The sequence below is a fragment of the Allokutzneria albata genome (assembly GCF_900103775.1).
GTDB classification, from domain to species: Bacteria; Actinomycetota; Actinomycetes; order Mycobacteriales; family Pseudonocardiaceae; genus Allokutzneria; species Allokutzneria albata.
Genome location: NZ_LT629701.1, coordinates 7,562,156 through 7,586,526, shown reverse-complemented (window position 1 = coordinate 7,586,526; position 24,371 = coordinate 7,562,156). Strand labels below are relative to the sequence as shown.

Below are 24,371 nucleotides of genomic sequence, written 5' to 3'. Positions count from 1 at the left end.
GAACGAGTTATCCGGCCAAATTCCCTTCGAAGCACCACGGCGTTCACGAGGCGCAGCCCGAGGACCCCCTCGACCGACTTAGATACCACCGCAAGAACGGTCCGTTGGCAAGCCTTCGTTGCGCAGGAAAACATGGTTCCCTCGGTCAGCTGGGCGCATACCGCCATTGGAGGGATCAGCCCCCTGGTTCCCCCTGCCTGTGAGAACGCTCACTGAGTGCGACCGGAAGCCGCTCGCGTATTGGAAGTGGGACCCGCACAGGTGATCCGCGAGATATACGAACATATTTCGATGAAAGGTCAATCATGTTCAGGAACCGACTGCTTCGGTTCGCCCCGGTCGCGGCGACCGCACTGCTCGCGGTCTTGGCGGCGCCTGCCGGGGCGGCTCCCCGGACCGCTCCGCCCGCCGCGGTGCTCGTGCTCACCAGCAATCCCGGCGAGAACGTGACGCCGACCGCGAGGCGGGTCGTGCTGACCTGCGCACCGGACAACGGCAGCCATCCCCTGCCGGTCGCCGCCTGCGCGGTGCTGGCCTCGACCGGCGGGTACATCTCGGCATTGCGCGTCGACCGCGACGCGATCTGCCCGCTGATCTACGACCCGGTCACGGTGTCGTCCACCGGAACGTGGCAGGGCCGCCAGGTCCGGGAACAAATCACGTTCCCAAACAGGTGTGTATTGATCGCCGAAACTGGACCGGTATTCAGGTTCTGATCAATTCTCGACGGCGCCGCGCGGTCCCAGATTGTTGACGCAGCAAACACATATTCTGTCACGTGAAGTTCCCGCAACCGTCAAGCACATCACTCGACAGTCGTATTGACATGAATTTCGAGGGAAACCCGTTCGGATTCCGGATAGGGCCCGCAATGCCGCGCAACCGTTTGCCGGGCATCGCCCTCACCGCCGGGGCGGCCGCACTTTCCCTCACCCCGGTCCCGGCAGTTGCCGAAACCGCCGCGAACGCTCGCTCAGTCCTCACACTGTCCGTGGCCGACGAGCCCGATGGCACCCCGCCAAGAGAGTGATGCCGACGTGCGGTCCCACGGGCGGTAACCGCCCATCCGCAGCGCCTGCCGGCCTGCGACCGGCGAAGGCCGAGGGAAACTTCACCCGAATGAATGTCGGTTCGATCCAGACTGCACAAATGAATCTGCACCTCGCACAGTGAGCGCGCGTGGTTTCCGGCGCGGGACACCGGTCGCCCATCAGGCCACCCACGTCGACGACTGTCTCGCCGAAGCGCCCACTGGCCCGAATCTCCGGCTCTGACCTGGGTTTTTCCCGGGGGGAGGCGGACAAGCGGGGGTTCCTCGGCATGCCGCTGGCCGAGGAGCCCCCGCGACCTGTGTCCGAACTGCCCTTTGCGTCCTGTATGTCCCGCGTTCAGCGCCGGTTGCGCGCGGCGGCAACTTTCAGCACGGCGCGCTCCACCGCGTAGTCCGCGCTGGCGGCCATTCCCTTGACCTCCGCGTTGAGGGTGGCCACCAGACCCATCGCCTCGGCGAGGCCCTCCGGCGACCAGCCCTGGGCCTGTCCGAGCGCCTTCTTGACCTTCCACGGCGGCATACCGAGCTGACCGGCGAGCTGGAACGGGTCGGCCCGCCCCACCCCGGCCACCCTGGCGATGGTGCGCACCGCGTCGGCCAGCGCGTCGGCCAGCAGCACGTGCGGAACGCCGAGCTGCAGCGCCCACCTCAAGGACTCCAGCGCGGCCGTGCGATCGCCGGTGACCGCCTTCTCCGCGACCGCGAAGCCGGTCACCTCGGCACGACCGCGGTGGTAGCGGCGCACCGCCTGCTCGTCGACCTTGCCGCCGGTGTCCGCGACGAGCTGCGACGCGGCGGCCGCCAGCTCGCGCAGGTCGTTGCCCACCGTCTCCATCAGCGCCGCGAGCGCAGGTCCGTCTATCTTGCCGCCCGCACGCCTGACTTCGTTGCGCACAAAGGATTCCCGGTCGCCCGCCTTGGTCAGCTTGGCGCACTCCGCGACCGCGGCCCCCGCCTTGCGCAGTGCGGCGGGCAGCTCCTTGGCCAGCTTGCCGCGCCCGCCACCGGTGTGCGTGACGACCAGGGTCACGCCCTCGGCGGGGTCGCGGATGTAGGACAGCACCGCCTCGGCGATCTCCTTGCCCGCCTCCTGGGCCGCCTCCAGCACGATCACCCGGCCCTCCGCGAACAGCGAGGGGCTGAGCAGCTCGGCCAGCTCCGGCGGGGTGAGATCGGTCACCCGGACCCGGCGCAGCTCGGCCTCGGGATCGGCCTGTCGGGCAGCGTCGAGGGCGGCCCGCACTGACCGTTCGACGAGCAGCTCTTCCTCTCCGATGACCAGGTGCAACGGGGCTGGCGCCGCGGCAGGAGCACTCACCGCGCCATCCTCGCACGACCGGCGGACAGTCCGACCGCCGCCGACGTCCCGCATCCTGGACAGCGGTGGCTGTCCGGTGGGACGTTGCCGTAGCGTTACCGCCGGACGGCAGCCGAAGGGCGCCGCCGCACAACTGAACAGCTCATCCAGAGGGGTAGAGGGATCGGCCCTGCGACACCCCGGCAACCGACACCGACAGCAGCGGACTTCCGCGAGGCCATCGGCGATCACGGTGCCAAATCCGGCCCGCACGAGCGGGAAAGATGAGGAGAGACCTCGCGATGACGACCATCGAGGCGCGCCGCAGCGCCCACCAGTTCGACCTCGGCCCGGCGCGCGCCCTGGTGTGCCGCGAATGCGGCAACGAGGTGCCCCTGGCCGCGGAGTTCGCGTGTTCGGAGTGTTTCGGCCCCCTTGAGGTCGGCTACGACTTCGGCAAGATCACCCGCGCGGAGATCGAGGCCGGCCCCCGCTCCATCTGGCGCTACCGCAACCTCCTCCCGGTGCCCTCGGACGTCCAGGAGCACCCCAACACCGATCCGGGACTGACCCGGCTGGTCAAGGCCGACCGCCTGGCCGCGGCCCTCGGCGTGCGCAAGCTGTGGGTGAAGGACGACACCGGCAACCCCACGCACTCCTTCAAGGACCGGGTGGTCGCGGTGGCGCTCGCCGCCGCCCGTCAGCTCGGGTTCACCGTGCTGGCCTGCCCCTCCACCGGCAACCTGGCCAACGCCGTCGCCGCCGCCGCGGCGCGCGCGGGCTGGGAGTCGGTCGTGCTGATCCCCTCCTCTCTCGAGCGGGCGAAGGTGCTCACCACCGCCGTGTACGACGGCGCGCTGATCGCCGTGGACGGCAACTACGACGACGTGAACCGCCTGGCCACCGAGCTGGCCGCGGACCACGAGGACTGGGCGTTCGTCAACGTCAACGTCCGCCCGTACTACGCGGAGGGCTCGAAAACCCTCGGCTACGAGGTCGCCGAACAGCTCGGCTGGCGCCTGCCGCAGCAGATCGTGGTGCCGGTCGCCTCCGGATCGCAGCTGACCAAGGTGGACAAGGCCTTCCGCGAGCTGGGCGAGCTGGACCTGGTCGAGCCGACCCCGTACCGGGTCTTCGGTGCCCAGGCCACCGGCTGCTCCCCCGTCGCCGCCGCGTTCCAGGCGGGCCACGACGTGATCCAGCCCGTGAAGCCGGACACGATCGCCCGCTCGCTGGCGATCGGCGCCCCGGCCGACGGTCCCTACGTGCTGGACACGGTGCGGCGCACCAACGGCTCGGTCGAGCACGTCAGCGACGAGGAGGTCGTCGAGGCCATCCGTCTGCTGGCGCGCACCGAGGGCATCTTCGCCGAGACCGCGGGCGGCGTGACCGTCGCGACGGCGAAGAAGCTGATCGAGTCCGGCCAGCTGGACCCGGATGCCGAGACCGTGCTGCTGATCACCGGCGACGGCCTGAAGACCCTCGACGCGGTGCAGGACAAGGTCGGCCCGCGCGCCACCGTGCCGCCGTCGAGCGCCGCCGTCCGCGAGGCGCTCGGGCTCTGAGCGCTCACCGCCTGGGCGGTGGCCGTGGTTCTCCTCTCCGTGCGGTCGCCAGACCGTCGCGGGTGGCCAGAACGGCGACGTCACCGTCCAGGTCGGTGCGCAGGACGCGAACCCCGGCGAGTGCTTGCAGTACCAGGGGGCTCGGGTGGCCGTAGTCGTTGCCCGCGCCCACGCAGATCAAGGCGACGCGGGGCCGCACCGTCCCGAGGAACCGGGGCAGGCTGTACCGGGAGCCGTGGTGCGGCACCTTGAGCACATCCGCGCTGATGTCCACTGTGGACGTCAGCAGCTCGGCCTGGGTGGCCAGCTCGATGTCGCCGGTCAGCAGCATCCGCCCGGCGGGCGTGTGCGCCCGAAGCACCAGTGACGCGTCGTTGACCACGGTTCCCGGCAGCGGGGACTCCGAGGTCCGAGGTGCCGGGGAACGCAGTGGCGCCAGCACCTCCAGCACCAGTCCCGGCCACTCCAGCCGCTGACCACGGCCCAGTTCGATCAGCGGGACTCCCGCCGCCGCAACGGTGTCGCGCACCTCCTTCATCGCCCAGGCGGGCTCTCGCAGTGGCCCGACCGCGACCGCTCCCACGGATCTCTCCGCGAGCACCGCCGCGAGGCCGCCGATGTGGTCGGCGTGCAGATGGCTCAACACCACCAACGGCACCCTGTCCACGTCCAGCCGGTCGAGGCAGGCGTTGACCGCCAACGGTTCCGGCCCCGTGTCGACCAGCACCGCGCGTCCCGGTTCGGCCACGGCGAGGACCACGGCATCGCCCTGCCCGACGTCGCAGGCCACTGCCGCCCAACCGTCGGCCGGCCACCCCGGGCTGAGCAACTTCGCCGGAACCGTCGACAACAGCAGCGCGACCACACCGAGCACCAGCACGATCCGGAACCGACGACTGCGCAGCAGCACCACGACGGCGACCAGCAGCGCGGCGAGCAGCAGTCCGCCGAACACACCGGAAGGCCAGGCAATCCCGCTGTCCGGCACGGCCGCGGCATGCCTGCCCACCGTGATCAGCCACCACACCTCCGGCCCGGCCAGGTGGACCAGCAGCTCCGCGGTGCCCTCGTGCACCGTCGACACCAACGCGGCGAGCACACCGAACACCGTCGCCGGCGCGACCACGGGAGCCGCGAGCAGATTGGCCGGAATGCCGACCAGGCTGATCTGCCCGGACAACGCCGCGATCACCGGAGCGGTGGCGAGCTGCGCCGCCGCGGGCACTGCGATGGCCTCAGCGAGCCCCACCGGCACTCCGCGATCGCGCAGCGCAGCCGCCCACCTGGGCGCGAGGATCACCAGTGCCGAGGTCGCCAGCACAGACAGCGCGAAGCCGGGAGTGCCGGCCAAACCCGGGTCGAACAGCAGCAACGCGATCACAGCCCCGGCCAGCGCGGGCAACGCAGATCCCTTGCGCCCCAACACCAAGGCCAGCAGCGTGACACCGCCCATCACCGCGGCGCGCAACACGCTCGGTTCTGGTCGTGCCAGCAGCACGAAGCCGATCAGCGCCAGGACCGCCGCGAAACCCGCCAGCCGCGGTCCCGCCGTCAGCAGCCGGAACAGCAGCAGTACCGCACCACAGACGATGGCCAGGTTCGCCCCGCTCACCGCCAACAGGTGGGCCAGCCCGGACACCCGGAACTCCTCCACCACGCGCGGCGAGAGACCGCTGGTGTCGCCGACCACCAACGCCGGTAGCAGTCCCGCGAGCTCAGGGGAGAGCACCTTCGCCGCGTCGCGGAGGCCCGCACGCACACCATCGGCGGCGGTCTGCCAACTCGGCGCTGGACCGACCGCGAGCGGTGGACCGCGGACGCGCAGCACCGCCACCGTGAAGTCCCCACCGCGCGGCACGACCAGTGCTCCCGTCGCCGTGACTTCCTGCTCCGGCAACAACATCGACCACGCGGCAGCCGGAGCCAACAACAGCACGGCGCCACCTGGCTCGTCACGCAACCGTGCCCGGACCGCCACCTGGTCCGCCCCGGCAGGACGACCGGCGTATCCCTTGGTGCGCAAAGGTCTCGGATCTTCGGACAACGTCGCCCTGATCGTCGCGGTCGCCCCTGTGCTCGCGAGGTCGCGCAACGGGTGGGTCGAGGCCGGGAGGGCGTGGCTGGTGACGACAACGGCGGCCGCACCCGCCAGAACGCTCGTCGCGAGCAGACCGTTCGCCCACACCCCCGAACCCCGCCACACCGCCAGGAACGCGAAGGCCGTCGCAAGCACGCCGCACAGCACGGTGGCGAACCAGCCGAGGTGCAGCCCGACCAGTGCTACGGCCCACACCGCCACTGCGGCCGGGATGAGCCTGAAGTCCAGCGGCACCGTGGTCACAGCGTCACCAGCTCGCGGAGCTTCGCCAGACGCGAGCTGCCGATGCCGTCCACTTCGCGGAGCTGGTCGACCGAGGAGAACCTGCCGTGTTTGGTGCGCCACTGCACGATCCGCTGGGCGGTCACCTGGCCCACTCCCGGCAGGCCGTCGAGCTGCTGCACCGTCGCGGAGTTGAGGCTGACCTTCGCGCCTTCGCCTTGCCCCGGATCCGCGGCCGGGGCGGGCAGGCCGACGACGATCTGCTCTCCGTCACCGACCTTCCTGGCGAGGTTGACGGTGACCGGATCGGCGTCGGGCAGCAGCCCACCCGCTGCCTGGACGGCATCGGCGATCCGCGCGCCCTCGGGCAGCGACACCAGACCGGGCTTGCCGACTCGGCCGACCACGCTCACCACGAGTTGCGCCGGTTTCTGTTGTGGCGCAGCCGGAGCGGAGACCACCGGCGCCGGTTCGGCCGCCACGCCGCCCGGCCACAGCAGGACCGTCACGAGGGCGACGAGGGCGGCCACCGCCACCAGCGCCAGCGCCCCGGAGCGGCCGGGGTTCAGCCTCGCGCGGCGCAGCCATTCCGGCACCAGCCGGTCGAGCACCGGGATGCGGGCGGCGGGACCGATGTGGATCTCCACCGGTCCCGGTGGTGGGTCGGGGTCCTCCGGAGTGGGACCGGACAGGGCCGCCAGGCGCTTCTTCGCCAGCAGCTCCTGCCTGATCCTGGCCGTGCCCGCCGGGTGGTCGAGGTGGGGGTTCGTCACCGTTGCGACGTTAGGGAGCGAGTGGGGGTGGTGGCGGGTGGTGGTGCCGAGCTGTGGACAAGTGGGGGCGATGTGGACAGATCGGCCGTTCCTGGTCCGCTTTCGCGTTGGCGTGTCAGGGGTTCGTGCTACGCCCCGGACTCCCGAGGGTCAGGAGAGGCCGCCGGGGAGGACGACAACGCCGAGGACGCCCAGGCCGGTGTGGGCACCGATCACGGCGCCCACCTCGGAGATGAGGCAGCCCTCGCCCTCGGCCAGGCGCTCGTCGAGCTTGCTGGCCAGTTCGGCGGCCCGTTGCGGGGCGCAGAGGTGGTGCACGGCGATACCGGCGGGTCCGTCACCCGCGGCTTCCGCGGCGAGGTCGACCAGCCTGGCCACGGCGCGGCTGGTGGTGCGGACCTTCTCCAGCGGCACGATGCGCCCGTCCTGCACGTGCAGCAGCGGACGCACCGCGAGCGCCGTGCCGAGCAGCGCGGCGGCGGGACCGATGCGGCCCCCGCGGCGAAGGTGTTCGAGGGTCTCCAAGCAGAAGAAGGTGCGGGTGCGCGCGGCGGTGCGGACCGCGGCGGCCTCGACGTCCGATGCGGACGCGTCGGTCCGGGCCGCCTCCACCGCTGCGAGCACGGCGAATCCCAGCCCCATCGCCGTGGACCTGGAGTCGACCACGCGCACGTTGCCGACCTGCCCCGCGGCGATCCGAGCCGCGTCCCACGTGCCGGAGAGCTCTCGGGAGAGGTGGACCGAGACGATCGAGTCGGCTCCGCTGTCGAGCACACGGCGGTAGACCGCGGCGATGTCCTCCGGGGACGGACGGGAGGTGCTGACGGCGCGGCGTTCGGACAGCGCTTTGGCGAGGCTGGCCGGGGTGATGTCGACACCGTCGAGGCCAGTGCTGTCGTCGACGGTCACGTGCAACGGGATCACGGAGATGCCGCGCCGGTCCGCGAAGCCTTCCGGCAGGTAGGCGGTGGAATCGGTCACGACGGCTACGGCCACGAGCGAGCAGCCTACGTGGCCCGGCGCAGCAGATCCGCCAGCGCCGCGCCGACCGCCTCGTGCGCCGCCCAGCCCCAGTGCATCCCGTCGGGATTGCCCTGTCCGGTGAGCACGTGCTCGCGCACCAGGGCGCCGAGGTCGAGCAGCGGAACGTCCACAGTGGACGCCCAAGCGGTGATCGCCGAGGCCGCGGGCGCCCGGCCCGTGTGCACGTGGCCGTAGGCCGGGGACCGGTGCACCGACGGCAGCGTCGCGATCACCGGCAGCTCGGGGCGCAGCGAACGCACTCCGCGCAGACATCGGTCCAGGTAGGCGACGCTGAGCCGGGGCGGCAGGGCCACCGGGCGCCCGCCGAGCAGCCGGGCGAGGTGCGGCTGCGCGGCGAGGTAGGTCTCCCGCGCCCGCCGCCGCAGCCGCTCCGGGCGCAGGTAGCGCAGCCCTTCGCGGAGGTAGGTGGGCAGCGGTGACGGCAGCGTGTCCATGCTGCCGACACCGAGCACCAGTGCGTCGATCCGCGGCACCAGCGCCCAGATCCTGGGGTCGCGGGTGATCGCCCACCACGCGTCGCGGACGGTCCAGCCGAACCCGGCGACGATCTCCGCCGCACCGCCGACGTGCCGTGCGGCCACGTTCGGCCAGAGCCGGGGATCGTCGGCGGGCATCGCCTCGCGCGGGCCGTGGAAGGCCAGCGAGTCGGCCAGGACCAGCAGCCGCATCGTCTCAGTCGGTCACGCCGGCGTTGTACGTGACGAGCCGCCAGTCCGGGCTCTCCGGACGCCGCGCGAGCACCGCCCAGTGGCAGTTGAACAGCCCGCCGAGGGACGGCCAGCACGCCGTGGGCAGTCCGGCCAGCGAACCGGTCAGGCCGAGGATCAGCCCGCCGTGCGCGCACAGCAGCGCGGTCCCGTCGTGCTCCGCGTCCAGCTCGGAGACCACCTCGGCGGCCCGCGCGGCCACCTCGACCCGGCTCTCGCCGCCGGGCGGGGCCCATTCGGGGTTCCTGCGCCACTGGGCGAGCGCTCCCGGCCAGCCCTGCTCGACCTCGGCGTGGGACAGGCCCTGCCACTCGCCGACGTGGGTCTCGCGGAGCCGCTTGTCAATGCGCACCGCGCTGCCGGTCACCTTCGTGAACTCGGCCGCGGTGTCCATGGCCCTGCGCAGGTCGGAGCTGAGCACCACGCCGGGCTCGAAGCGCGCGACCACCGGGGCCGCGGCGCGGGCCTGCTCGACGCCGGCGTCGTTGAGCAGCGCGTCCAGGTGGCCCTGGATGCGCCCGGTGGCGTTGTGGCCGGTCTCGCCGTGCCGCCACAGCACGAGCCGCTGGAGCGTCACTCCGCGGGTTCCTCTGCGGCGGGGCGGTCGTCGAACTCGATCCGCGGGCAGTCCTTCCAGAGCTTCTCCAGCGCGTAGAAGGTGCGCTCCTCGGCGTGCTGCACGTGCACGACGACGTCGACGAAGTCGAGCAGGACCCAGCGGCCCTCCCGCGCGCCCTCGCGGCGCACCGGCTTGCTGCCGGCCTCCCGCATCTTCTCCTCGACGTTTTCCACGATCGCGTCGACCTGGCGCTCGTTGGGCGCGGAGGCGATCACGAAGCAGTCGGTGATCACCAACTGGTCGGACACGTCGAGCACGACCACGTCGTGCGCCTTCTTGTCGGCCGCTGCGTGCGCGGCGACCAGCGCGAGGTCGCGTGCCTGGTCGGTGGCTGCCACCTGAGTAGTTCCTTTCCTACGCCCGTTCCGGCGCGGTGTAGAGCTCGCGTTTGCTGATGTACTGCACCACACCGTCGGGCACGAGGTACCAGACCGGGAGCCCGTCGCGGACCCGGTCGCGGCAGTTCGTGGAGGAGATCGCCATGGCGGGCACCTCCACCAGGCTGACCGCGCCCTGGGGCAGGTGGTCGCCGTCGAGTCGGTAGCCCGGCCGGGTCACCCCGATGAAGTGGGCCAGCCGGAACAGCTCGTCGGCGCGGTGCCAGGACAGGATCTGTTCCAGCGCGTCCGCCCCCGTGATGAAGAACAGTTCGTCATCAGGGTACTGCGTGCGCAGGTCACTGAGCGTGTCGATGGTGTAGGTCGTGCCCGTGCGGTCGATGTCGACCCTGCTCACCGAGAACCGCGGGTTCGACGCGGTGGCCACGACGGTCATCAGATAGCGGTCCTCGGCGGGGCTGACCACGCTGTGGCACTTCTGCCACGGGTTGCCCGTCGGCACGAAGATGACCTCGTCCAGCTCGAAGCGAGCCTGCACCTCGCTCGCCGCGACGAGGTGCCCGTTGTGCACCGGGTCGAACGTGCCGCCCATTACCCCAATTCGGCGCTTGGCCATGGCAGGACAGAGTACGGGGCGACCTCGGTGGCCGTGATGAGCACGGTCACTCGTTCGGGCCTGCGTTCGATCTTCGAGGCGTGGTGATACTCGCGGGTATGAGGACATGGGAACCGATGCACGGTCACCCCTACCGACCGACCGCCTATCACCCGTCCCGCATCCCCACCGACGAAGCGGTCGAGATCGCCGAGCGGTTCCGCGAGCGCATGAACGAGCGCCGCACCGTCCGCGCCTTCTCCACCGAGCCCGTACCGGAACAGCTCGTGCTGGACGCGATCGCTGTGGCGAACACCGCGCCTTCCGGGGCGCACCAGCAGCCGTGGACCTTCGTGCTCGTGCACGACCCCGTAGTGCGCCAGCAGATCCGCGAAGCCGCAGAACGGGAGGAACGGATCTCCTACGACGGCAGGCTCGGCGAGGAGTGGTTGTCCGCGCTACGCCCGCTGGGCACCGACGAGCACAAGCCACACCTCACGGACGCGCCGCACCTGCTGGTGGTGTTCGAGCAGCGATACGGCGTTCGCCCCGATGGAAGCAGCTACAAGCACTACTACGTTGGCGAATCCGTCGGAATCGCCGTAGGCATGCTGCTGACCGCGTTGCACCTCTCGGGGCTCAGCGCGCTTACCCACACGCCGAGCCCCATGGGCTTCCTACGAGAAGTGCTGAACCGCCCGCGCAACGAGAAGGCGTTCGCCGTCATACCGATCGGTTACGCGGCTGAGGACGCCGTAGTGCCCGACCTGGTCCGCAAGACGCTGGACCAGGTTGTCGTCCGCGTCTAGGACCTACTCCTTCGGTGCGACCACTTCGCCGGTGGAGGCGAGCTTGACCAGGATCGCCTCCACCGGGCAGGACTCGGCGGCGTCGATCACGGCCTCGTCCGGGTCGACCTCGTCCTTGATGGGGCGCGCGTAGCCGTCCATCAGCTCGAAGTGCTCCGGAGCCGCGCCGGCGCACATACCGGAGCCGATGCAGTTCTGGTCGACACTGACCAACCAACGATCACTCATGGCACATTTCTACCTTCACCAGCTCACCGGAAGGGCTTCCAGTCCCCGGACGAGCATCCCCGTGCGCCAGGGCAGCTCCTCCGCGGGCACGGCGAAGCGCAGGCCCGGGAAGCGGGCGATCATCCCCTCCAGCGCCACCTGCAGCTCCAAGCGGGCAAGCTGCGCGCCGAGGCAGTGGTGCACGCCGTGCCCGAAGGCCATGTGCGGGTTGTGCTGCCGGGTGAAGTCGATCCGGTCCGGCTGGTCGAAGATCGCCTCGTCCCGGTTGGCCGACGCGAGCTGGGCGAAGACGGACTCCCCCTTGCGCACGGTCACCCCGGCCAGCTCCACGTCCTCCAGCGCGACCCGCACGAAGCCGCCGGAGGCGCCGAGCGGGGTGAAGCGCAGCATCTCCTCCACGGCCGCGGGCACCAGCGACGGGTCGGCGACCAGCGCCTCGTACCGCTCCCGCTCGCTGAGCAGCAGGTAGGTGAAGTTCGTGAGCTGGTTCGCCGTGGTCTCGTGGCCCGCGACGAGCAGACCGATGCCCAGCCGCACCAGCTCCATCTCCGAGAGCCGGTCGTCGTTGTCCCTGGCCAGCACGAGTGCGCCGAGCAGGTCGTCGGTGGGCTCCGCGCGGCGCTGCGCGACCAGGCCGCCCATGTAGGCGAGGAACTTGTCCCGTGCGTCGCGGATCTGCTCCGGGGTGTACTTCGTGGTCGACAGGGCGGCGTCGGAGAACTCGCGGAACAGGTGCCGGTCCTCGTAGGGCACGCCGAGCATGTCGCAGATGACCGTCACGGGCAGCGGCAGCGCCAGGAAGTGCACCAGGTCGGCGGGCGCGCCGTGCTGCTCCATCTCCGTGAGCGCGGCGTCGACCACCTCACGCAGCCGGGGCCGCATCTGCTCGACCCGGCGCGCGGTGAACGCCTTGGCCACCAAGCGCCGCAGCCGGGTGTGCTCGGGCGCGTCCATGCCCAGGATGCCTTCGGGGTCCAGCGGCAGCGGCGTGCTGCGCGGGGTCTCCGGCGTGGTCCCCGCGGCGGTGCTGAACCTCGGGTCGCCGAGCACGACCTTGGCGTCGGCGTGCCGGGTGACCAGCCACGCCGTGCCCTCGCCGTAGGGCATGCGGACCCGGGTGATCGGCTCGTCGCGGCGCAGGCGTTCGTAGATCGGGTCGAGGTCGAGTGCCCTCGGCAGGCTGAACGGGTACGACGGCGCCGAGGTGGTGGGATCGACGGCGGTCACCGTGATCTCCCTTCGCCAAGAGATGTAAGCAGTCGCTTACTTTCCAAGCTACGAAGGAGTCACGGGCGCGTCAAGATCCAGCAGCGCGGAGATCCCCCGCCGCACCTCGGCCTCCACCCGTTCGGCGTCGGCCGCACGCAGGTTGTCCGAGCCCAGCACCGAACGGCAGAACCCGATCCCGACCAGCCACGCCAGCACCAGCTCCGCGCGCAGCTCGGCCTCCGGCCCCTCGGCCAGCTCCGCGATCGCCCGCACGTAGGCGCGGCCCATCTCCTTGCGCAGCGCCATCGACTCCTTGCCGAGCACGGCGGAGCGCAGCATCGCCAGGATCGGGTGGTCGACGCCCTCGGGCGTGTCGGCGAGGAACAGCTCCAGGATGCGGTGCGGCAGCTGCTCGGCCGGTCCCGCGTTCAGCAGGTCCATCCCCCGGTGCGCCACCACCGCGTTGAACAGGTCTTCCTTCGTGCCGAAGTACCTGAACAGCAGGGCCTGGTTGGCTCCGGCGCGCGCGGCGATGTCCCGCACCGTCGTGCGGTCGTAGCCCCGTTCGGCGAAGAGCTCACCGGCCGCTTTCAGCAGTGCGGCACGGGTGGCCTGGGAGTCCCGGCGACGCGGCGGTGGGTTCTGCGGCATCCGGACATTCTGCGGGAAACGCGCTCAGGAGGACGGCCGGACGTGCCCGTCTCCCCACACCACCCATTTGGTGGAGGTCAGCTCCGGCAGCGCCATAGGCCCGCGCGCGTGCAGCTTCTGCGTGGAGATGCCGATCTCCGCGCCCATGCCGAACTCGCCGCCGTCGGTGAAGGAGGTCGCGGCGTTGACCATGACCGCCGCCGCGTCCACCCGCGCGGTGAACTCGCGGGCCACGCGCACGTCCGCCGTCACGATCGCCTCGGTGTGCCCGGAGCCGTGCTCGGCGATGTGCGCGACCGCGTCGGCGAGGGAGTCCACGACCTTGGCCGCGATGTCCAGCGACAGGTACTCGGTGTCCCAGTCCTCGTCCCGCGCGGGCACGGTCGGGGTCTCCGCCAGCGCGGCGAAGCGGTCGTCGGCGTGCAGGGTGACCCCGGCCGCGGCCAGCTCACGGGCTACCGCGGGCACGAAGCGCTCCGCGATGTCCTTGTGCACCAACAGGCTCTCCGCCGCGTTGCACACGCTCGGACGACGCGCCTTGGAGTTGAGGACGATCCGCACGGCCATGTCGAGGTCGGCCGCGGCGTCCACGTAGACGTGGCAATTGCCGACGCCGGTCTCCACCGTGGGAACCGTGGCGCCCTCGACGACGGCGTTGATCAGCCCGGCGCCACCGCGCGGGATGACCAGGTCGACCAGGCCGCGCGCGGTGATCAGGTGCCGAACCGACGCGCGGTCGTGGCACGGCAGCAGCTGCACCGCGTCAGCGGGCAGACCGGCCTCGGCGACGGCGTCGCGGAGCACGGCGACGAGCGCGGTGTTCGAGCTCTCCGCCGAGGAGGAACCGCGCAGCAGCACCGCGTTGCCCGCCTTGAGGGTCAGCCCGGCCGCGTCCACGGTCACGTTCGGCCGTCCCTCGTAGACCATGCCCACCACGCCCATCGGCACGCGGACCTGGCGCATCTCCAGCCCGTTCGGCAGCATCCCGCCGCGCAGCACCTCGCCGACCGGGTCCGGCAGCCCGGCAACGGTGCGCTGGGCCTCGGCGATGGCGGCGATCCGCGGCTCGGTCAGCGTGAGCCGGTCGATCATCGCCTCGCCCAGCCCGGACTCGCGGCCGCGGCGCACGTCCTCGGCGTTGGCGGCCAGCACCTCCGGCGTCCTGCGGACGAGCGCGTCGGCGACGGCGTGCAGCGCCGCGTCCTTGACCTGGCGGGTGGCCAGCGCCAGGTCGGCCGCTGCCACGCGGGCGCGGCGGGCGGCGTCGTGCACGTGGGCGCGGAGGTCTTCGTCCACAGTGGACGCAGAAGCGGTGGTCACGTGCCCAAGGGTAGTCCGGACGGCCGCTGACCCGATCCGGTTATCCCACAGCCCGGACACCCGGCTGTCGGACCCATGGGGCACCCTTGGCCACGTGGATGAACTGGCCCAAGAGGAACACGCACTGCGGGAACTGGCCGAGGAGAAGCTGCGCTCCCTCGCGGGCGAGCACGCGAAGCTTCGCGAGGACCAGTGGACGGCGATCCGCGCGCTGGTCGTCGACCGGTCCCGCGCGCTGGTCGTGCAGCGCACCGGATGGGGCAAGTCGGCCGTGTACTTCATCGCGACCGCGCTGCTGCGCGAGCTGGGCGAGGGGCCGACGGTCATCGTCTCCCCGCTGCTGGCGCTGATGCGCAACCAGGTGGCCGCCGCCGAGCGGGCCGGGGTGCGCGCCGCGACGATCAACTCCGCCAACCAGGAGGAGTGGGAGAACGTCCAGGAACAGGTCGCCATGGGCGAACTGGACGTGCTCCTGGTCAGCCCGGAGCGGCTGAACAACCCGGACTTCCGGGACAACGTGCTGCCGGAGCTGTCCGCCGACGCCGGGCTGATCGTGGTGGACGAGGCGCACTGCATCTCCGACTGGGGCCACGACTTCCGCCCCGACTACCGTCGCCTGCGCACGCTGATCGCCGAGCTGCCGGAGGAGATCCCGGTGCTCGCGACCACGGCGACCGCGAACGACCGCGTGGTGCGCGACGTGGCCGAGCAACTCGAACTGGGTGAGCGCGAAGCCTTGGTGCTGCGCGGGCAGCTCGACCGGGAGAGCCTCCGGCTGAGCGCGGTCCGGCTGCCCACGGCGCAGGCGCGGCTGGCCTGGCTGGCGAACAAGCTCAACGAGCTGCCCGGCTCCGGGATCATCTACACGCTGACCGTCGCCGCGGCCGACGACGTCGCGTCGTTCCTCCGCGACCGCGGCTTCGAGGTGGCCTCCTACTCCGGCAAGACCGAGACGGCGGAGCGCCAGCAGGCCGAGGAGGACCTGCTCGCCAACAAGGTGAAGGCCCTCGTGGCTACGTCGGCCCTGGGCATGGGCTTCGACAAGCCGGACCTCGGGTTCGTCGTGCACCTGGGCGCCCCGTCCTCGCCGATCGCGTACTACCAGCAGATCGGCCGTGCGGGCCGCGGTGTCGAGCGCGCCGAGGTGCTGCTATTGCCCGGCCCGGAGGACAAGGACATCTGGGCGTACTTCGACTCGTTGGCCTTCCCGTCGGAGCACATCGTGCGGCGGCTGCTGTCCGTGCTCGGCGAGGCGGACGGCCCGATGTCCACCGCGGCCTTGGAACCGCGCGTGGAGCTGAGCCGCAGTCGCCTCGAAGCGGTGCTCAAGGTGCTCGACGTGGACGGCGCGGTGCACCGCGTGCGCGGCGGCTGGACGGCCACCGGCGAGGAGTGGACCTACGACGCCGACCGCTACGCCCGGGTGGCGAAGGCGCGCCAGGCGGAGCAGCAGGCGATGGTGGACTACCTCGCCACCACGGGCTGCCGCATGGAGTTCCTGTTGCGCCAGCTCGATGATCCGCACGCGGCCCCGTGCGGGCGGTGCGACAACTGCACCGGTGAGCGACTGTCCACGGAGGTGCCGGGCGAGGCGGTGGCCGAAGTCGAGCAGCGGCTCCTGCGGCCGGGCATCGACCTGACCACGCGCAAGCAGTGGCCGAGCGGGATGAGCGCGCTCGGCGTCGACCTCAGCGGCCGCATCCCGGCGACGGAGGCGGCGTCGGTGGGCCGTGCGCTGGGCAGGCTGACCGACATCGGCTGGGGCAACCGGCTGCGCCCGTTGTTCGCGCCGGACGCCCCGGACGCCGAGATCACCGACGAGCTGTTCCAGGCGTGCGTGCAGGTGCTGGCCGGCTGGGGTTGGGAACGGCGGCCGGTCGGCGTCGCCGCGATCGACTCACGGAGGCGCCCGCGCCTGGTGGCGAGCTTCGCGACCCGCATCGCCACGATCGGCAGGCTGCCCTTCCTCGGCCGCGTGTTGTCCACCGGCGAGGCCCCGGCGGCGGTGAACAGCGCGCAGCGGCTGGCCGGGTTGACCACCTCGCTGAGCCTGTCGCCGGAGCTGGAGCAGAACCTGTCCGCAGTGGACGGACCGGTGCTGCTGATCGACGACCGCGTGGACACCGGCTGGACCCTCACCGTGGCGGCCCGGATGCTGCGCCGCGCCGGGGCCGGGGAGGTGCTGCCCTTCGTCCTCGCGGCAACGGCCTAGCTACCACACCCGCTTGACCATTAGATTGAACTCATGGGTTCAATCTACGTCATCACGGGTGGCACCGACGGCATCGGCAAGGCGCTCGCGCTCGCCTGCCTGGACCGGGGCGACGAGGTCGTCGTGATCGGCCGTGACCAGGCGAAAGCCCCGGCAGGCGCGCACTTCGTCCGGGCCGACCTGAGCCTGGTCAGCGAGACCAGGGCGGCGATCGCCGAGCTGCGCTCCCGGTACTCCAGGATCGACGCGGTGGTGCTGTGCGCCAGGCACCTGCAGTCCGAACGCCGGGTCACCGCCGAGGGCTTCGAGCACAACTTCGCGCTCTACTACCTCAGCCGCTTCCTGTTCAGCTACGAGCTGGCCGACCTGCTGCACGCCGCGGACGACCCGGTGATCCTCAACGTGGCCGGTCCCGGCCCGAACCCGGGACGCGTGCACTGGGACGACCTCGGCCTGGAGTCCGGGTACGACGGCTTCGCGGCGATGTTCCAGGGCGGACTGCTCAACGACCTGCTCGGTGAGGGCTTCGCGCTGAACCGGCCCTCCGGGAAGGTCCGCTACGTCCTGGCCAATCCCGGCCAGGTGAACACGAGCTTCTCCGGTTCCTACGACGAGGCCGTCGCGGAGCAGATCGAGGCCGTCCGCGCGTCGGCGAAGCCGGTCGAGGAGGCCGTCCGGCCGCTCATGGGGCTGCTGGACTCGCCGCCGGACAAGCCGCTGAGCGCGTTCATCCAGGGCGCTCCGTACGAACCGGCCCCGGATCCCGCCGCTGCCAGGCGACTGGACGCGATGACACGCAGGATGCTGAACCTGCCGGTGTTGCGCGGAGTCTCCGCGATGAACCTGCGCGAGCTGCTGGACTCACAGGTCTTCGGTGTGATCGGGACGATCCAGCCCGGCGGCGAGCCGCACCAGTCGGTGGTGTGGGTGAAGCGCGACGGCGACGACGTGCTGTTCATGATCGCGGAGGGCAGCCGCAAGGAACGCAACCTCCGGCGCGATCCGCGGGTCAACGTGCTCGTCAGCCCGGCGAACGCGCCGCACACCTACGCGTCGATCCAGGGCACGGCGACGCTGTCGCGGGAGGGCGCGAACGAACTCCGCGAGGAGCTGACGATGAAGTACATCGGCACGTCCTACGCCGAGCACATCCGCCGCACCCCGGAGGCGGACCACAGCGACGCCACGATCACCACGGTCCGCGTCCGGCCCGAGCGCATCACCGGCCGCCTCTAGGGAAACGGCACCAGGTCGTCGGCGTGGACCACTTCGCGGCGCTGCTCCGGCGGCAGCTCGTGGCTGGAGTGACCGATCAACGCGGGCAGTTCCACCGCGTCGAAGGCCACCGCACCCCTGGCCACCACCGCACCGGCTGCGTTCAGCAGCTCCACCACGTCGCCGGCCTCGAAGTCCCCGTCCACGGCGGTGATGCCCGCGGCGAGCAGGGAACGGCGACGACCCACGACCGCGGCGACAGCGCCGTCGTCGAGGTGCAGCCTGCCGACCGCGTCGGCCGCGTGCGCCAGCCAGAAGCGGCGCGCGGACATCCTGGGGCCGGTCGCCGCGAACACCGTGCCCACGGCAGCTGAGGCCAACGCGGGCGCGGCGGCCGTGGCGGCGGTCAGCAGCACCGGAATCCCCGCGGCGGCGGCGAGGCGCGCCGCGGCCAGCTTCGACGCCATCCCACCGGTGCCGAGGCCCGAGCCGACAGCGGCGACGTCCACACCGTCCACATCGGACTGGCCGAGCACCTCGGGGATCAGCGAGGAACCGGGCAGGCGGGGGTCCCCGTCGTACAGACCGTCCACATCGGACAGAAGGACGAGGGCGTCCGCGCCGACCAGGTGCGCCACGAGTGCGGCGAGGCGGTCGTTGTCACCGAAGCGGATCTCATCCGTGGCAACGGTGTCGTTCTCGTTCACCACGGGCACCACGCCCAGGGCCAGCAACCGCGAGAACGTGCGCTGTGCGTTGCGGTAGTGCGCGCGCCGCACTACGTCGTCGGCGGTCAGCAGGACCTGACCGACCGTCAGCGAGTGCCGTGCGAAGGAGGCCGCGTAGGCGTGCGCGAGCTGGAGCTGCCCGACGCTCGCCGCGGCCTGCTGGGTGGCCAGATCGCGCGGACGCTTCGCCAGCCCCAACGGGGCGAGCCCCGCCGCGATGGCACCGGAGGACACCAGCACGACCTGGCTGCCCGCTCCGCACCGCGCGGCGAGCGCGTCGACCAACGCGTCCAGCCTGCTCGCGTCGAGGCCTCCCTCGGCCGTGGTCAGCGAGGACGAACCCACCTTCACCACGACGCGGCGGGCCTCGGCGATCGCCGTGCGAGCCGGAGAGAGTGCGCCCGCCGAGGTACTTGCTCCCGCCGAGGCGGCGTGAGGCACCGAGGAGTTCACTCCTCCCCCTCTTCCTCCTCGTCGACCAGCCCGCGGCGCACCCGGCGGGCCTGCTTCCGCTCCGCGGCCGAGATCCGGTCGCTGCGGTCCAGCCGCGGGTCCTCGCCGCGCACCTCCATGGTGAGCGCGATACCCGCCGGCGTCGTCGGCTCCCAGTCGAAGGTCATCTCGCCGATGGTGACCGCGCAGCCGGGCTCCGCGCCCCGCCGGGCCAGCTCCTCCTCGACGCCGAGCCGGGCCAGCCGGTCGGCGAGGTAGCCGACGGCCTCGCTGTTGCCGAAGTAGGTCTGCCGCACCCAGCGCTCCGGCCGGTCGCCGCGGACGATGAAGCCGCCGGGGGTCTCCGGGTCCGGCTCGACGGTGAAGTCGGTCTCGTTGACCGCCCTCGGCCGCAGCACGACGCGGGTGTTCTCCTCGACCGGCTTGCTCGCCCGGTAGTCCTCGACCACCTTGGCCATGGCGAAGGTCAGCTCGCGCAGGCCCTCCCGGCTGGCCGTGGAGACCTTGAAGACCGGCAGGTCGCGCGCCTTCAGCTCGGCCTCGACGAACTCGGCCATGTCCCGGCCCTCGGGGATGTCGATCTTGTTGAGCACGACCATCCTGGGCCGGTCGGCCAGGTCGCCGCCGAGCGAGGGCGTGTAGAGCGCCAGCTCCCGTTCCAGGGCGTCGATGTCGGAGATCGGGTCGCGGTCGGGCTCGTAGGTCGCGCAGTCGATGACGTGCACCAGCACCGCGCAGCGCTCGATGTGCCGGAGGAAGTCCAGCCCGAGGCCCTTGCCCTGGCTCGCCCCGGGGATCAACCCGGGCACGTCGGCGACGGTGAACACCGTCTCGCCCGCGGTGACCACGCCCAGGTTGGGCACCAGGGTGGTGAAGGGGTAGTCGGCGATCTTGGGCCGGGCCGCGGAGAGCACCGCGATCAGCGAGGACTTGCCCGCCGAGGGGAAGCCGACCAGGCCGACGTCGGCGACCGACTTCAGCTCCAGGACCAGGTTCCTGCGCTCACCGGGCTCGCCGAGCAGCGCGAAGCCGGGCGCCTTGCGGGCCTTGGACGCCAGCGCCGCGTTGCCGAGGCCCCCGCGCCCGCCCTGGGCCGCGATCAGCCGGGTTCCCTCGCCGATCAGGTCCGCGAGGACCTCACCGTCCTCGGTCAGCACCACGGTGCCGTTGGGCACCTTCAGCTCCAGGTCGGCACCGGCGGCGCCGTGCCGCATCGAGCCCTGGCCCTGCTTGCCGTTCCCCGCGGTGGCGTGCGGCCGGAAGTGGAAGTCGAGCAGCGTGTGCACTCCGGAGTCCACGACCAGCACGACGTCGCCGCCGTTGCCCCCGTTGCCCCCGTCCGGCCCGCCGAGCGGCTTGAACTTCTCCTTGTGCACCGAGGCGCACCCGTTGCCGCCCTCGCCGCCCGCCGCGTGCAGAACGACGCGGTCGACGAACCGTGACACGACTTCCTCCTAGAAACGCACTTCAGGGGCGGTCCGGTGACCCGGCCCCGCCCCTGAAGTGATCGGTGAGACCTGTCAGGCCTCGACCGGAACGATGTTCACGGTCTTGCGACCGCGCTTGATGCCGAACTTGACCGCACCGGCGGCCAGCGCGAACAGGGTGTCGTCGCTGCCGCGGCCGACGTCGACACCCGGGTGGAACTTGGTACCGCGCTGGCGGACGAGGATCTCGCCCGCGCTGACGACCTGACCACCAAAGCGCTTCACGCCGAGCCGCTGGGCGTTGGAGTCGCGGCCGTTACGAGAGCTGGATGCACCCTTTTTGTGTGCCATGGCTGGTCAGACCCTCACTTGTTGATGCCGGTGACCTCGACACGGGTCAGCCGCTGACGGTGACCCTGCCGCTTGTGGTAGCCGGTCTTGTTCTTGAACTTGTGGATGACAATCTTGGGACCCTTGGTCTGCTCGACGACCTTGCCGGTCACGGCGACCTTGCCGAGGGTGTCGGTGTCGGCGATCACGTCGCCGCCGTCGACGACGAGCAGCGCCGGGAAGCTGACCTCGGTGCCCGGCTCGCCTTCGAGCTTCTCGACCTCGACGACGTCCCCGACAGCCACCTTGTACTGCTTGCCGCCGGTCTTGACGATCGCGTACATGGTTCGGAAGTCTCCTGCTGCTCGGTGTCGGTATCGCGTTCTGGTTCTGCCGCGATGGGACGACGCGTGCGTTGCCACAGCACTTGGGCGGGCTTTCGCACAACAGAACCCGCCTGATGGCGGGCCGTACGACAGAGTACGGGGCGCTTGGGAACAGGGTCAAACCGGGTGGCCGCAGACCCCGTCACACCGGCCCTGAACTGCGCCGGAACCACGACAACGCCCACCGGCGCGAAGTCGGTGGGCGTTGTCGGCGTAGCTACGGGCTCAGGCTTCCTTGGCCGCGGCCTGGGGCGGGCCAGCGGGACGTGACGCCGCGCGGCGGGAGGTGCGGCGACGCGTGGTCACCGACACCGCCGCGACGGGGTCCTGAGGCGGCGCTGAGGGCGCTGACGGCGCTGACGGCTCCTCGGGAGCGTGGTCCTCGGCCTTGGCCGCGGGGGCCGTCGCCGCGTTCTCCTCGCGCGGAGTGGCGATCAGCACCTCCGCGGAAGCCTGCTCCTTGGGCGGGCCGGGCGGACGCTCGCTGCTGCGGCGACGCCGCTGGCGGCGGCGCTCGGTCGCGGGCGGGGCCGCCTCGGCGACGACCTCCGGCTCCGGGGTGAGCTCCGGCTCCGCGGCGGCCTCCTGGACCGGCTCCTGGGCCTGCTCCGGTGCCTCGGCGGCGACCGGCTCGGGCTGGGCCGGGGCCTCGGCGGGCGCCGGTTCCTCGGCCTTCTTCTCCGCGGCCGCCTCGGCCTCGGCCTGGGCCGCCTCGGCGTTGGCGCGGTTGCGCTGCCGCTGCCGCTTGCTCTCGCCCTTGCCGCCGCCGTTGGCGGAACCGTTGCCGTGGTTGTGCGAGCCGTTGCCGCCACCGTTGAGGTCGGCGGTGACCACCAGGCCGCGTCCCCGGCAGTGCTCACAGGTGCTGCTGAAGGCCTCCAGCAGTCCGGTGCCCACCCGCTTGCGGGTCATCTGCACCAGGCCCAGCGAGGTCACCTCGGCGACCTGGTGCCGGGTGCGGTCGCGGCCGAGGCACTCGGTCAGCCTGCGCAGCACGAGGTCCCGGTTGGACTCCAGCACCATGTCGATGAAGTCGATGACGATGATGCCGCCGATGTCGCGCAGCCGGAGCTGGCGGACGATCTCCTCGGCCGACTCCAGGTTGTTGCGGGTGACCGTCTCCTCGAGGTTGCCCCCGGAGCCGGTGAACTTGCCGGTGTTGACGTCGATCACGGTCATCGCCTCGGTGCGGTCGATGACCAGGTAGCCGCCGGAGGGCAGCCACACCTTGCGGTCCAGCGCCTTGGTGATCTGCTCGTTCACCCGGTACTCGGTGAACACGTCGTTGGTCCCGGTGTGCCTGCGCAGCCGCGAGGCCAGGTCCGGCGCCACGTGCTGGACGTAGGGCTCGATCGTCTCCCAGGCCTGCGTGCCCTGGACCACCAGCGCCGAGAAGTCCTCCGTGAACATGTCCCGGATGACCTTGATCAGCAGGTCCGGCTCCTCGTAGAGCAGCGACGGCGCGCTGGCCTTGGACACCCCGGGGGCGCCGTGGGCCTTGCCCTTGACGACCTCCCACTGCGCCTGCAGCCGGGTCACGTCGCGGGCCAGGGCCTCCTCGCTGACACCCTCGGCGGCGGTGCGGATGATCACGCCCGCGTCGTCGGGGACGATCCGCTTGAGGATCTCCTTGAGCCTGCGCCGCTCCACGTCGGGCAGCTTGCGGCTGATGCCGGTGGCACCACCCGCGGGCACGTAGACCAGGAAGCGGCCCGGCAGGCTGATCTGCGTGGTCAGCCGGGCGCCCTTGTGCCCGACCGGGTCCTTGGTGACCTGCACCAGCACGCTGTCGCCGGTGGACAGCGCCTGCTCGATCTTGCGGGACTTGCCCTCGAGACCGGCGGCGTCCCAGTCCACCTCGCCCGCGTAGAGCACCGCGTTGCGGCCGCGGCCGATGTCGACGAAGGCCGCCTCCATGCTGGGCAGCACGTTCTGCACGCGGCCCAGGTAGACGTTGCCGACCAGCGAGCCCGAGCCCGCCGAGGTGACGAAGTGCTCGACGAGCACCCCGTCCTCCAGCACGGCGATCTGGATCCGCTCGCCCTGCTCGCGGACGACCATCTTGCGGTCGACGGACTCGCGGCGGGCCAGGAACTCCGACTCGCTCAGGATCGGCGCGCGGCGGCGTCCGGCCTCCCGGCCGTCCCTGCGGCGCTGCCGCTTGGCCTCCAGCCGGGTCGAGCCCTTGACGCTGCGCACCTCGTCGTCGGAGGAGGTGGTCTCGCGCTCCGGCCTGCTCTCCCGGACGTGCACGACCGTGTTCGGCGGGTCGTCGTCGCGGGTCGTCGCGTCGTCCTCGGCGTTGCCCTTGCGGCGGCGGCGACGCCTGCGGCGCCTGCTGCCGCCCTCGCTCGCCTCCTCCGCGGAGTCCTCGGCCTCGTCCTCGCGCTGCCCGTCCTCGTCGGAGACGGTGATGTGCGCGGGCAGCTCCTGGTCGGAGACGTCCTCGTCGTCGACGTCGTCCCCGAGCTCGGCCTGGCCCTTACCCCGGCCACGGCCGCGGCGGCCGCGGCGACGGCGGCGCCGGGTACCCCCGTCGTCATCGCCGTCCTCGCCGCCGAGGTCCAGGTCGCTCGGGAGGTCGTCGACCTCGGTGGCGTCCGGGTCCAGGTCCGCCTCGGTGAGCGAGACGCGCTTGCGGCTGGGCCGCGCGGCCTTGCCGGACTTCGGCTTCGCCGGGGCCTCCGGCTCGGCGGGCGCGGCCTCGGTGGGCTGCGGCGGCAGGAACACGGCCTGCGGCGCGGCGAACAGCGGCGTCAGCGCGGCGGGTGCGGCCACCGGCTCGGCGACCTCGGCCACCGCGCCGACGTCATCGGTCTCCACGTCGGCCTCGGCCACCACCACGTCGTCGGCGTCGTCCTCCGCATCGGGCGCCAGGTGGTCGACGACCTGCATCGCGACGTCCCTGGTGATGCTCGACTGCGCGCTGCTGACCGCGAAGCCCAGTTCGACCAGCGTGGCCATCACCTCGCGGCTGCTGGCACCCAGCAGCTTGGCGAGCGCGTGCACCCGCAGCTTGGCCGGAAGTTCTGGTCCGGGTGCGGTGCTGTCCCCGCCGGCGCCGCCGGCAGGGGTATCGGTTTTCGGCATGTAG

General features: G+C 71.6%; 22 protein-coding genes and 1 riboswitch. Of the genes, 5 read left to right on the top strand and 17 right to left on the bottom strand.

The features are described from left to right. The first annotated feature begins 305 nt into the window (after window positions 1–305). A complete protein-coding gene (locus BLT28_RS34630; protein ID WP_030426438.1) occupies window positions 306–716 on the top strand; it encodes an SSI family serine proteinase inhibitor in 411 nt (136 codons plus the stop codon). Between the two features lie 672 nt (window positions 717–1,388). Here BLT28_RS34630 and holA read toward each other — a convergent pair. Then, complete coding sequence (gene holA / locus BLT28_RS34625) at window positions 1,389–2,369, bottom strand: DNA polymerase III subunit delta (protein WP_030426439.1); 981 nt, start codon at window positions 2,367–2,369, stop codon at window positions 1,389–1,391. Between the two features lie 139 nt (window positions 2,370–2,508). Next, window positions 2,509–2,639: riboswitch (SAM riboswitch) on the top strand. Between the two features lie 11 nt (window positions 2,640–2,650). Here holA and thrC point away from each other — a divergent pair. Then, on the top strand, window positions 2,651–3,913 hold the full coding sequence (gene thrC / locus BLT28_RS34620) for a threonine synthase (RefSeq protein ID WP_030426440.1): 1,263 nt from the start codon (window positions 2,651–2,653) through the stop codon (window positions 3,911–3,913). Window positions 3,914–3,917: 4 nt separating this feature from the next. Here thrC and BLT28_RS34615 read toward each other — a convergent pair whose 3' ends face one another. The 7 genes from BLT28_RS34615 to nadD form a co-directional block, all read right to left on the bottom strand. Next, window positions 3,918–6,254 carry a ComEC/Rec2 family competence protein gene (locus BLT28_RS34615; protein WP_030426441.1) on the bottom strand — a complete coding sequence of 779 codons (2,337 nt, stop codon included), beginning with the start codon at window positions 6,252–6,254 and terminating at the stop codon, window positions 3,918–3,920. After that, window positions 6,251–7,006 carry a ComEA family DNA-binding protein gene (locus BLT28_RS34610; RefSeq protein ID WP_231950524.1) on the bottom strand — a complete coding sequence of 252 codons (756 nt, stop codon included), beginning with the start codon at window positions 7,004–7,006 and terminating at the stop codon, window positions 6,251–6,253. The genes BLT28_RS34615 and BLT28_RS34610 overlap by 4 nt, the downstream gene beginning before the upstream one ends. Window positions 7,007–7,156: 150 nt before the next feature. Continuing rightward, window positions 7,157–8,002, bottom strand: coding sequence for a DegV family protein (locus tag BLT28_RS34605; protein ID WP_030426443.1), 846 nt, complete (start codon window positions 8,000–8,002; stop codon window positions 7,157–7,159). A gap of 11 nt (window positions 8,003–8,013) precedes the next feature. After that, entirely contained in the window at window positions 8,014–8,718 is a 705-nt protein-coding gene (gene octT / locus BLT28_RS34600) for a diglucosylglycerate octanoyltransferase (RefSeq protein ID WP_030426444.1), read from the bottom strand. Window positions 8,719–8,722: 4 nt separating this feature from the next. After that, on the bottom strand, window positions 8,723–9,334 hold the full coding sequence (locus BLT28_RS34595) for a histidine phosphatase family protein (protein ID WP_030426445.1): 612 nt from the start codon (window positions 9,332–9,334) through the stop codon (window positions 8,723–8,725). Beyond that, window positions 9,331–9,714 (bottom strand): ribosome silencing factor, encoded by a 384-nt coding sequence (rsfS, locus tag BLT28_RS34590; RefSeq protein ID WP_030426446.1) that lies wholly within the window; start codon window positions 9,712–9,714, stop codon window positions 9,331–9,333. Before rsfS ends, BLT28_RS34595 begins: the two co-directional genes overlap by 4 nt. Before the next feature lie 16 nt (window positions 9,715–9,730). Continuing rightward, the gene (nadD, locus tag BLT28_RS34585; RefSeq protein ID WP_030426447.1) at window positions 9,731–10,330 is read right to left on the bottom strand and encodes a nicotinate-nucleotide adenylyltransferase; all 600 of its coding nucleotides are present in this window, start codon (window positions 10,328–10,330) and stop codon (window positions 9,731–9,733) included. Window positions 10,331–10,428: 98 nt separating this feature from the next. On the opposite strand from nadD, the gene BLT28_RS34580 reads away from it, so the two are divergent. Then, window positions 10,429–11,118 carry a nitroreductase family protein gene (locus BLT28_RS34580; protein WP_030426448.1) on the top strand — a complete coding sequence of 230 codons (690 nt, stop codon included), beginning with the start codon at window positions 10,429–10,431 and terminating at the stop codon, window positions 11,116–11,118. A gap of 3 nt (window positions 11,119–11,121) precedes the next feature. On the opposite strand, the gene BLT28_RS34575 is transcribed toward BLT28_RS34580, so the two are convergent. Genes BLT28_RS34575 through BLT28_RS34560 form a run of 4 tightly spaced genes read right to left on the bottom strand, consistent with a single transcriptional unit; the run spans window position 11,122 to window position 14,526 of the window. Continuing rightward, window positions 11,122–11,346: a ferredoxin gene (locus tag BLT28_RS34575; protein WP_030426449.1), complete on the bottom strand. Its 225-nt coding sequence runs from the start codon at window positions 11,344–11,346 to the stop codon at window positions 11,122–11,124. A 15-nt stretch (window positions 11,347–11,361) separates the two neighbouring features. Beyond that, window positions 11,362–12,573 carry a cytochrome P450 gene (locus BLT28_RS34570; RefSeq protein ID WP_030426450.1) on the bottom strand — a complete coding sequence of 404 codons (1,212 nt, stop codon included), beginning with the start codon at window positions 12,571–12,573 and terminating at the stop codon, window positions 11,362–11,364. Window positions 12,574–12,621: 48 nt separating this feature from the next. Further along, window positions 12,622–13,206 carry a TetR/AcrR family transcriptional regulator gene (locus BLT28_RS34565; protein WP_030426451.1) on the bottom strand — a complete coding sequence of 195 codons (585 nt, stop codon included), beginning with the start codon at window positions 13,204–13,206 and terminating at the stop codon, window positions 12,622–12,624. Between the two features lie 24 nt (window positions 13,207–13,230). Continuing rightward, complete coding sequence (locus BLT28_RS34560) at window positions 13,231–14,526, bottom strand: glutamate-5-semialdehyde dehydrogenase (protein WP_030426452.1); 1,296 nt, start codon at window positions 14,524–14,526, stop codon at window positions 13,231–13,233. 103 nt (window positions 14,527–14,629) lie between these two features. Here BLT28_RS34560 and BLT28_RS42280 point away from each other — a divergent pair, with 103 nt between their 5' ends. Then, complete coding sequence (locus tag BLT28_RS42280) at window positions 14,630–16,738, top strand: RecQ family ATP-dependent DNA helicase (protein ID WP_030426453.1); 2,109 nt, start codon at window positions 14,630–14,632, stop codon at window positions 16,736–16,738. A 33-nt stretch (window positions 16,739–16,771) separates the two neighbouring features. Further along, on the top strand, window positions 16,772–17,974 hold the full coding sequence (locus BLT28_RS34550; RefSeq protein WP_030426454.1) for a TIGR03618 family F420-dependent PPOX class oxidoreductase: 1,203 nt from the start codon (window positions 16,772–16,774) through the stop codon (window positions 17,972–17,974). Here BLT28_RS34550 and proB read toward each other — a convergent pair. The 5 genes from proB to BLT28_RS34525 form a co-directional block, all read right to left on the bottom strand. Then, window positions 17,971–19,056 carry a glutamate 5-kinase gene (gene proB, locus BLT28_RS34545; protein ID WP_030426455.1) on the bottom strand — a complete coding sequence of 362 codons (1,086 nt, stop codon included), beginning with the start codon at window positions 19,054–19,056 and terminating at the stop codon, window positions 17,971–17,973. The genes BLT28_RS34550 and proB overlap by 4 nt on opposite strands. 74 nt (window positions 19,057–19,130) lie before the next feature. Beyond that, window positions 19,131–20,579, bottom strand: coding sequence for a GTPase ObgE (gene obgE, locus BLT28_RS34540; protein ID WP_030426456.1), 1,449 nt, complete (start codon window positions 20,577–20,579; stop codon window positions 19,131–19,133). Between the two features lie 75 nt (window positions 20,580–20,654). Further along, window positions 20,655–20,912: a 50S ribosomal protein L27 gene (gene rpmA, locus BLT28_RS34535; RefSeq protein WP_030426457.1), complete on the bottom strand. Its 258-nt coding sequence runs from the start codon at window positions 20,910–20,912 to the stop codon at window positions 20,655–20,657. Window positions 20,913–20,926: 14 nt separating this feature from the next. Then, a complete protein-coding gene (gene rplU / locus BLT28_RS34530) occupies window positions 20,927–21,235 on the bottom strand; it encodes a 50S ribosomal protein L21 (RefSeq protein ID WP_030426458.1) in 309 nt (102 codons plus the stop codon). Window positions 21,236–21,502: 267 nt separating this feature from the next. After that, window positions 21,503–24,367: a translation initiation factor IF-2 N-terminal domain-containing protein gene (locus BLT28_RS34525; RefSeq protein WP_030426459.1), complete on the bottom strand. Its 2,865-nt coding sequence runs from the start codon at window positions 24,365–24,367 to the stop codon at window positions 21,503–21,505. Window positions 24,368–24,371: the final 4 nt, after the last annotated feature.

Coding starts and splice junctions, on each gene's coding strand:
- BLT28_RS34630 (WP_030426438.1), top strand. CDS start 306: ATGTTCAGGAACCGACTGCTTCGGTTCGCCCCGGTCGCGGCGACCGCA.
- thrC (WP_030426440.1), top strand. CDS start 2,651: ATGACGACCATCGAGGCGCGCCGCAGCGCCCACCAGTTCGACCTCGGC.
- octT (WP_030426444.1), bottom strand. CDS start 8,718: ATGCGGCTGCTGGTCCTGGCCGACTCGCTGGCCTTCCACGGCCCGCGC.
- nadD (WP_030426447.1), bottom strand. CDS start 10,330: ATGGCCAAGCGCCGAATTGGGGTAATGGGCGGCACGTTCGACCCGGTG.
- BLT28_RS34580 (WP_030426448.1), top strand. CDS start 10,429: ATGAGGACATGGGAACCGATGCACGGTCACCCCTACCGACCGACCGCC.
- BLT28_RS34575 (WP_030426449.1), bottom strand. CDS start 11,346: ATGAGTGATCGTTGGTTGGTCAGTGTCGACCAGAACTGCATCGGCTCC.
- BLT28_RS34565 (WP_030426451.1), bottom strand. CDS start 13,206: ATGCCGCAGAACCCACCGCCGCGTCGCCGGGACTCCCAGGCCACCCGT.
- BLT28_RS34550 (WP_030426454.1), top strand. CDS start 16,772: ATGGGTTCAATCTACGTCATCACGGGTGGCACCGACGGCATCGGCAAG.
- rpmA (WP_030426457.1), bottom strand. CDS start 20,912: ATGGCACACAAAAAGGGTGCATCCAGCTCTCGTAACGGCCGCGACTCC.
- rplU (WP_030426458.1), bottom strand. CDS start 21,235: ATGTACGCGATCGTCAAGACCGGCGGCAAGCAGTACAAGGTGGCTGTC.
- BLT28_RS34525 (WP_030426459.1), bottom strand. CDS start 24,367: ATGCCGAAAACCGATACCCCTGCCGGCGGCGCCGGCGGGGACAGCACC.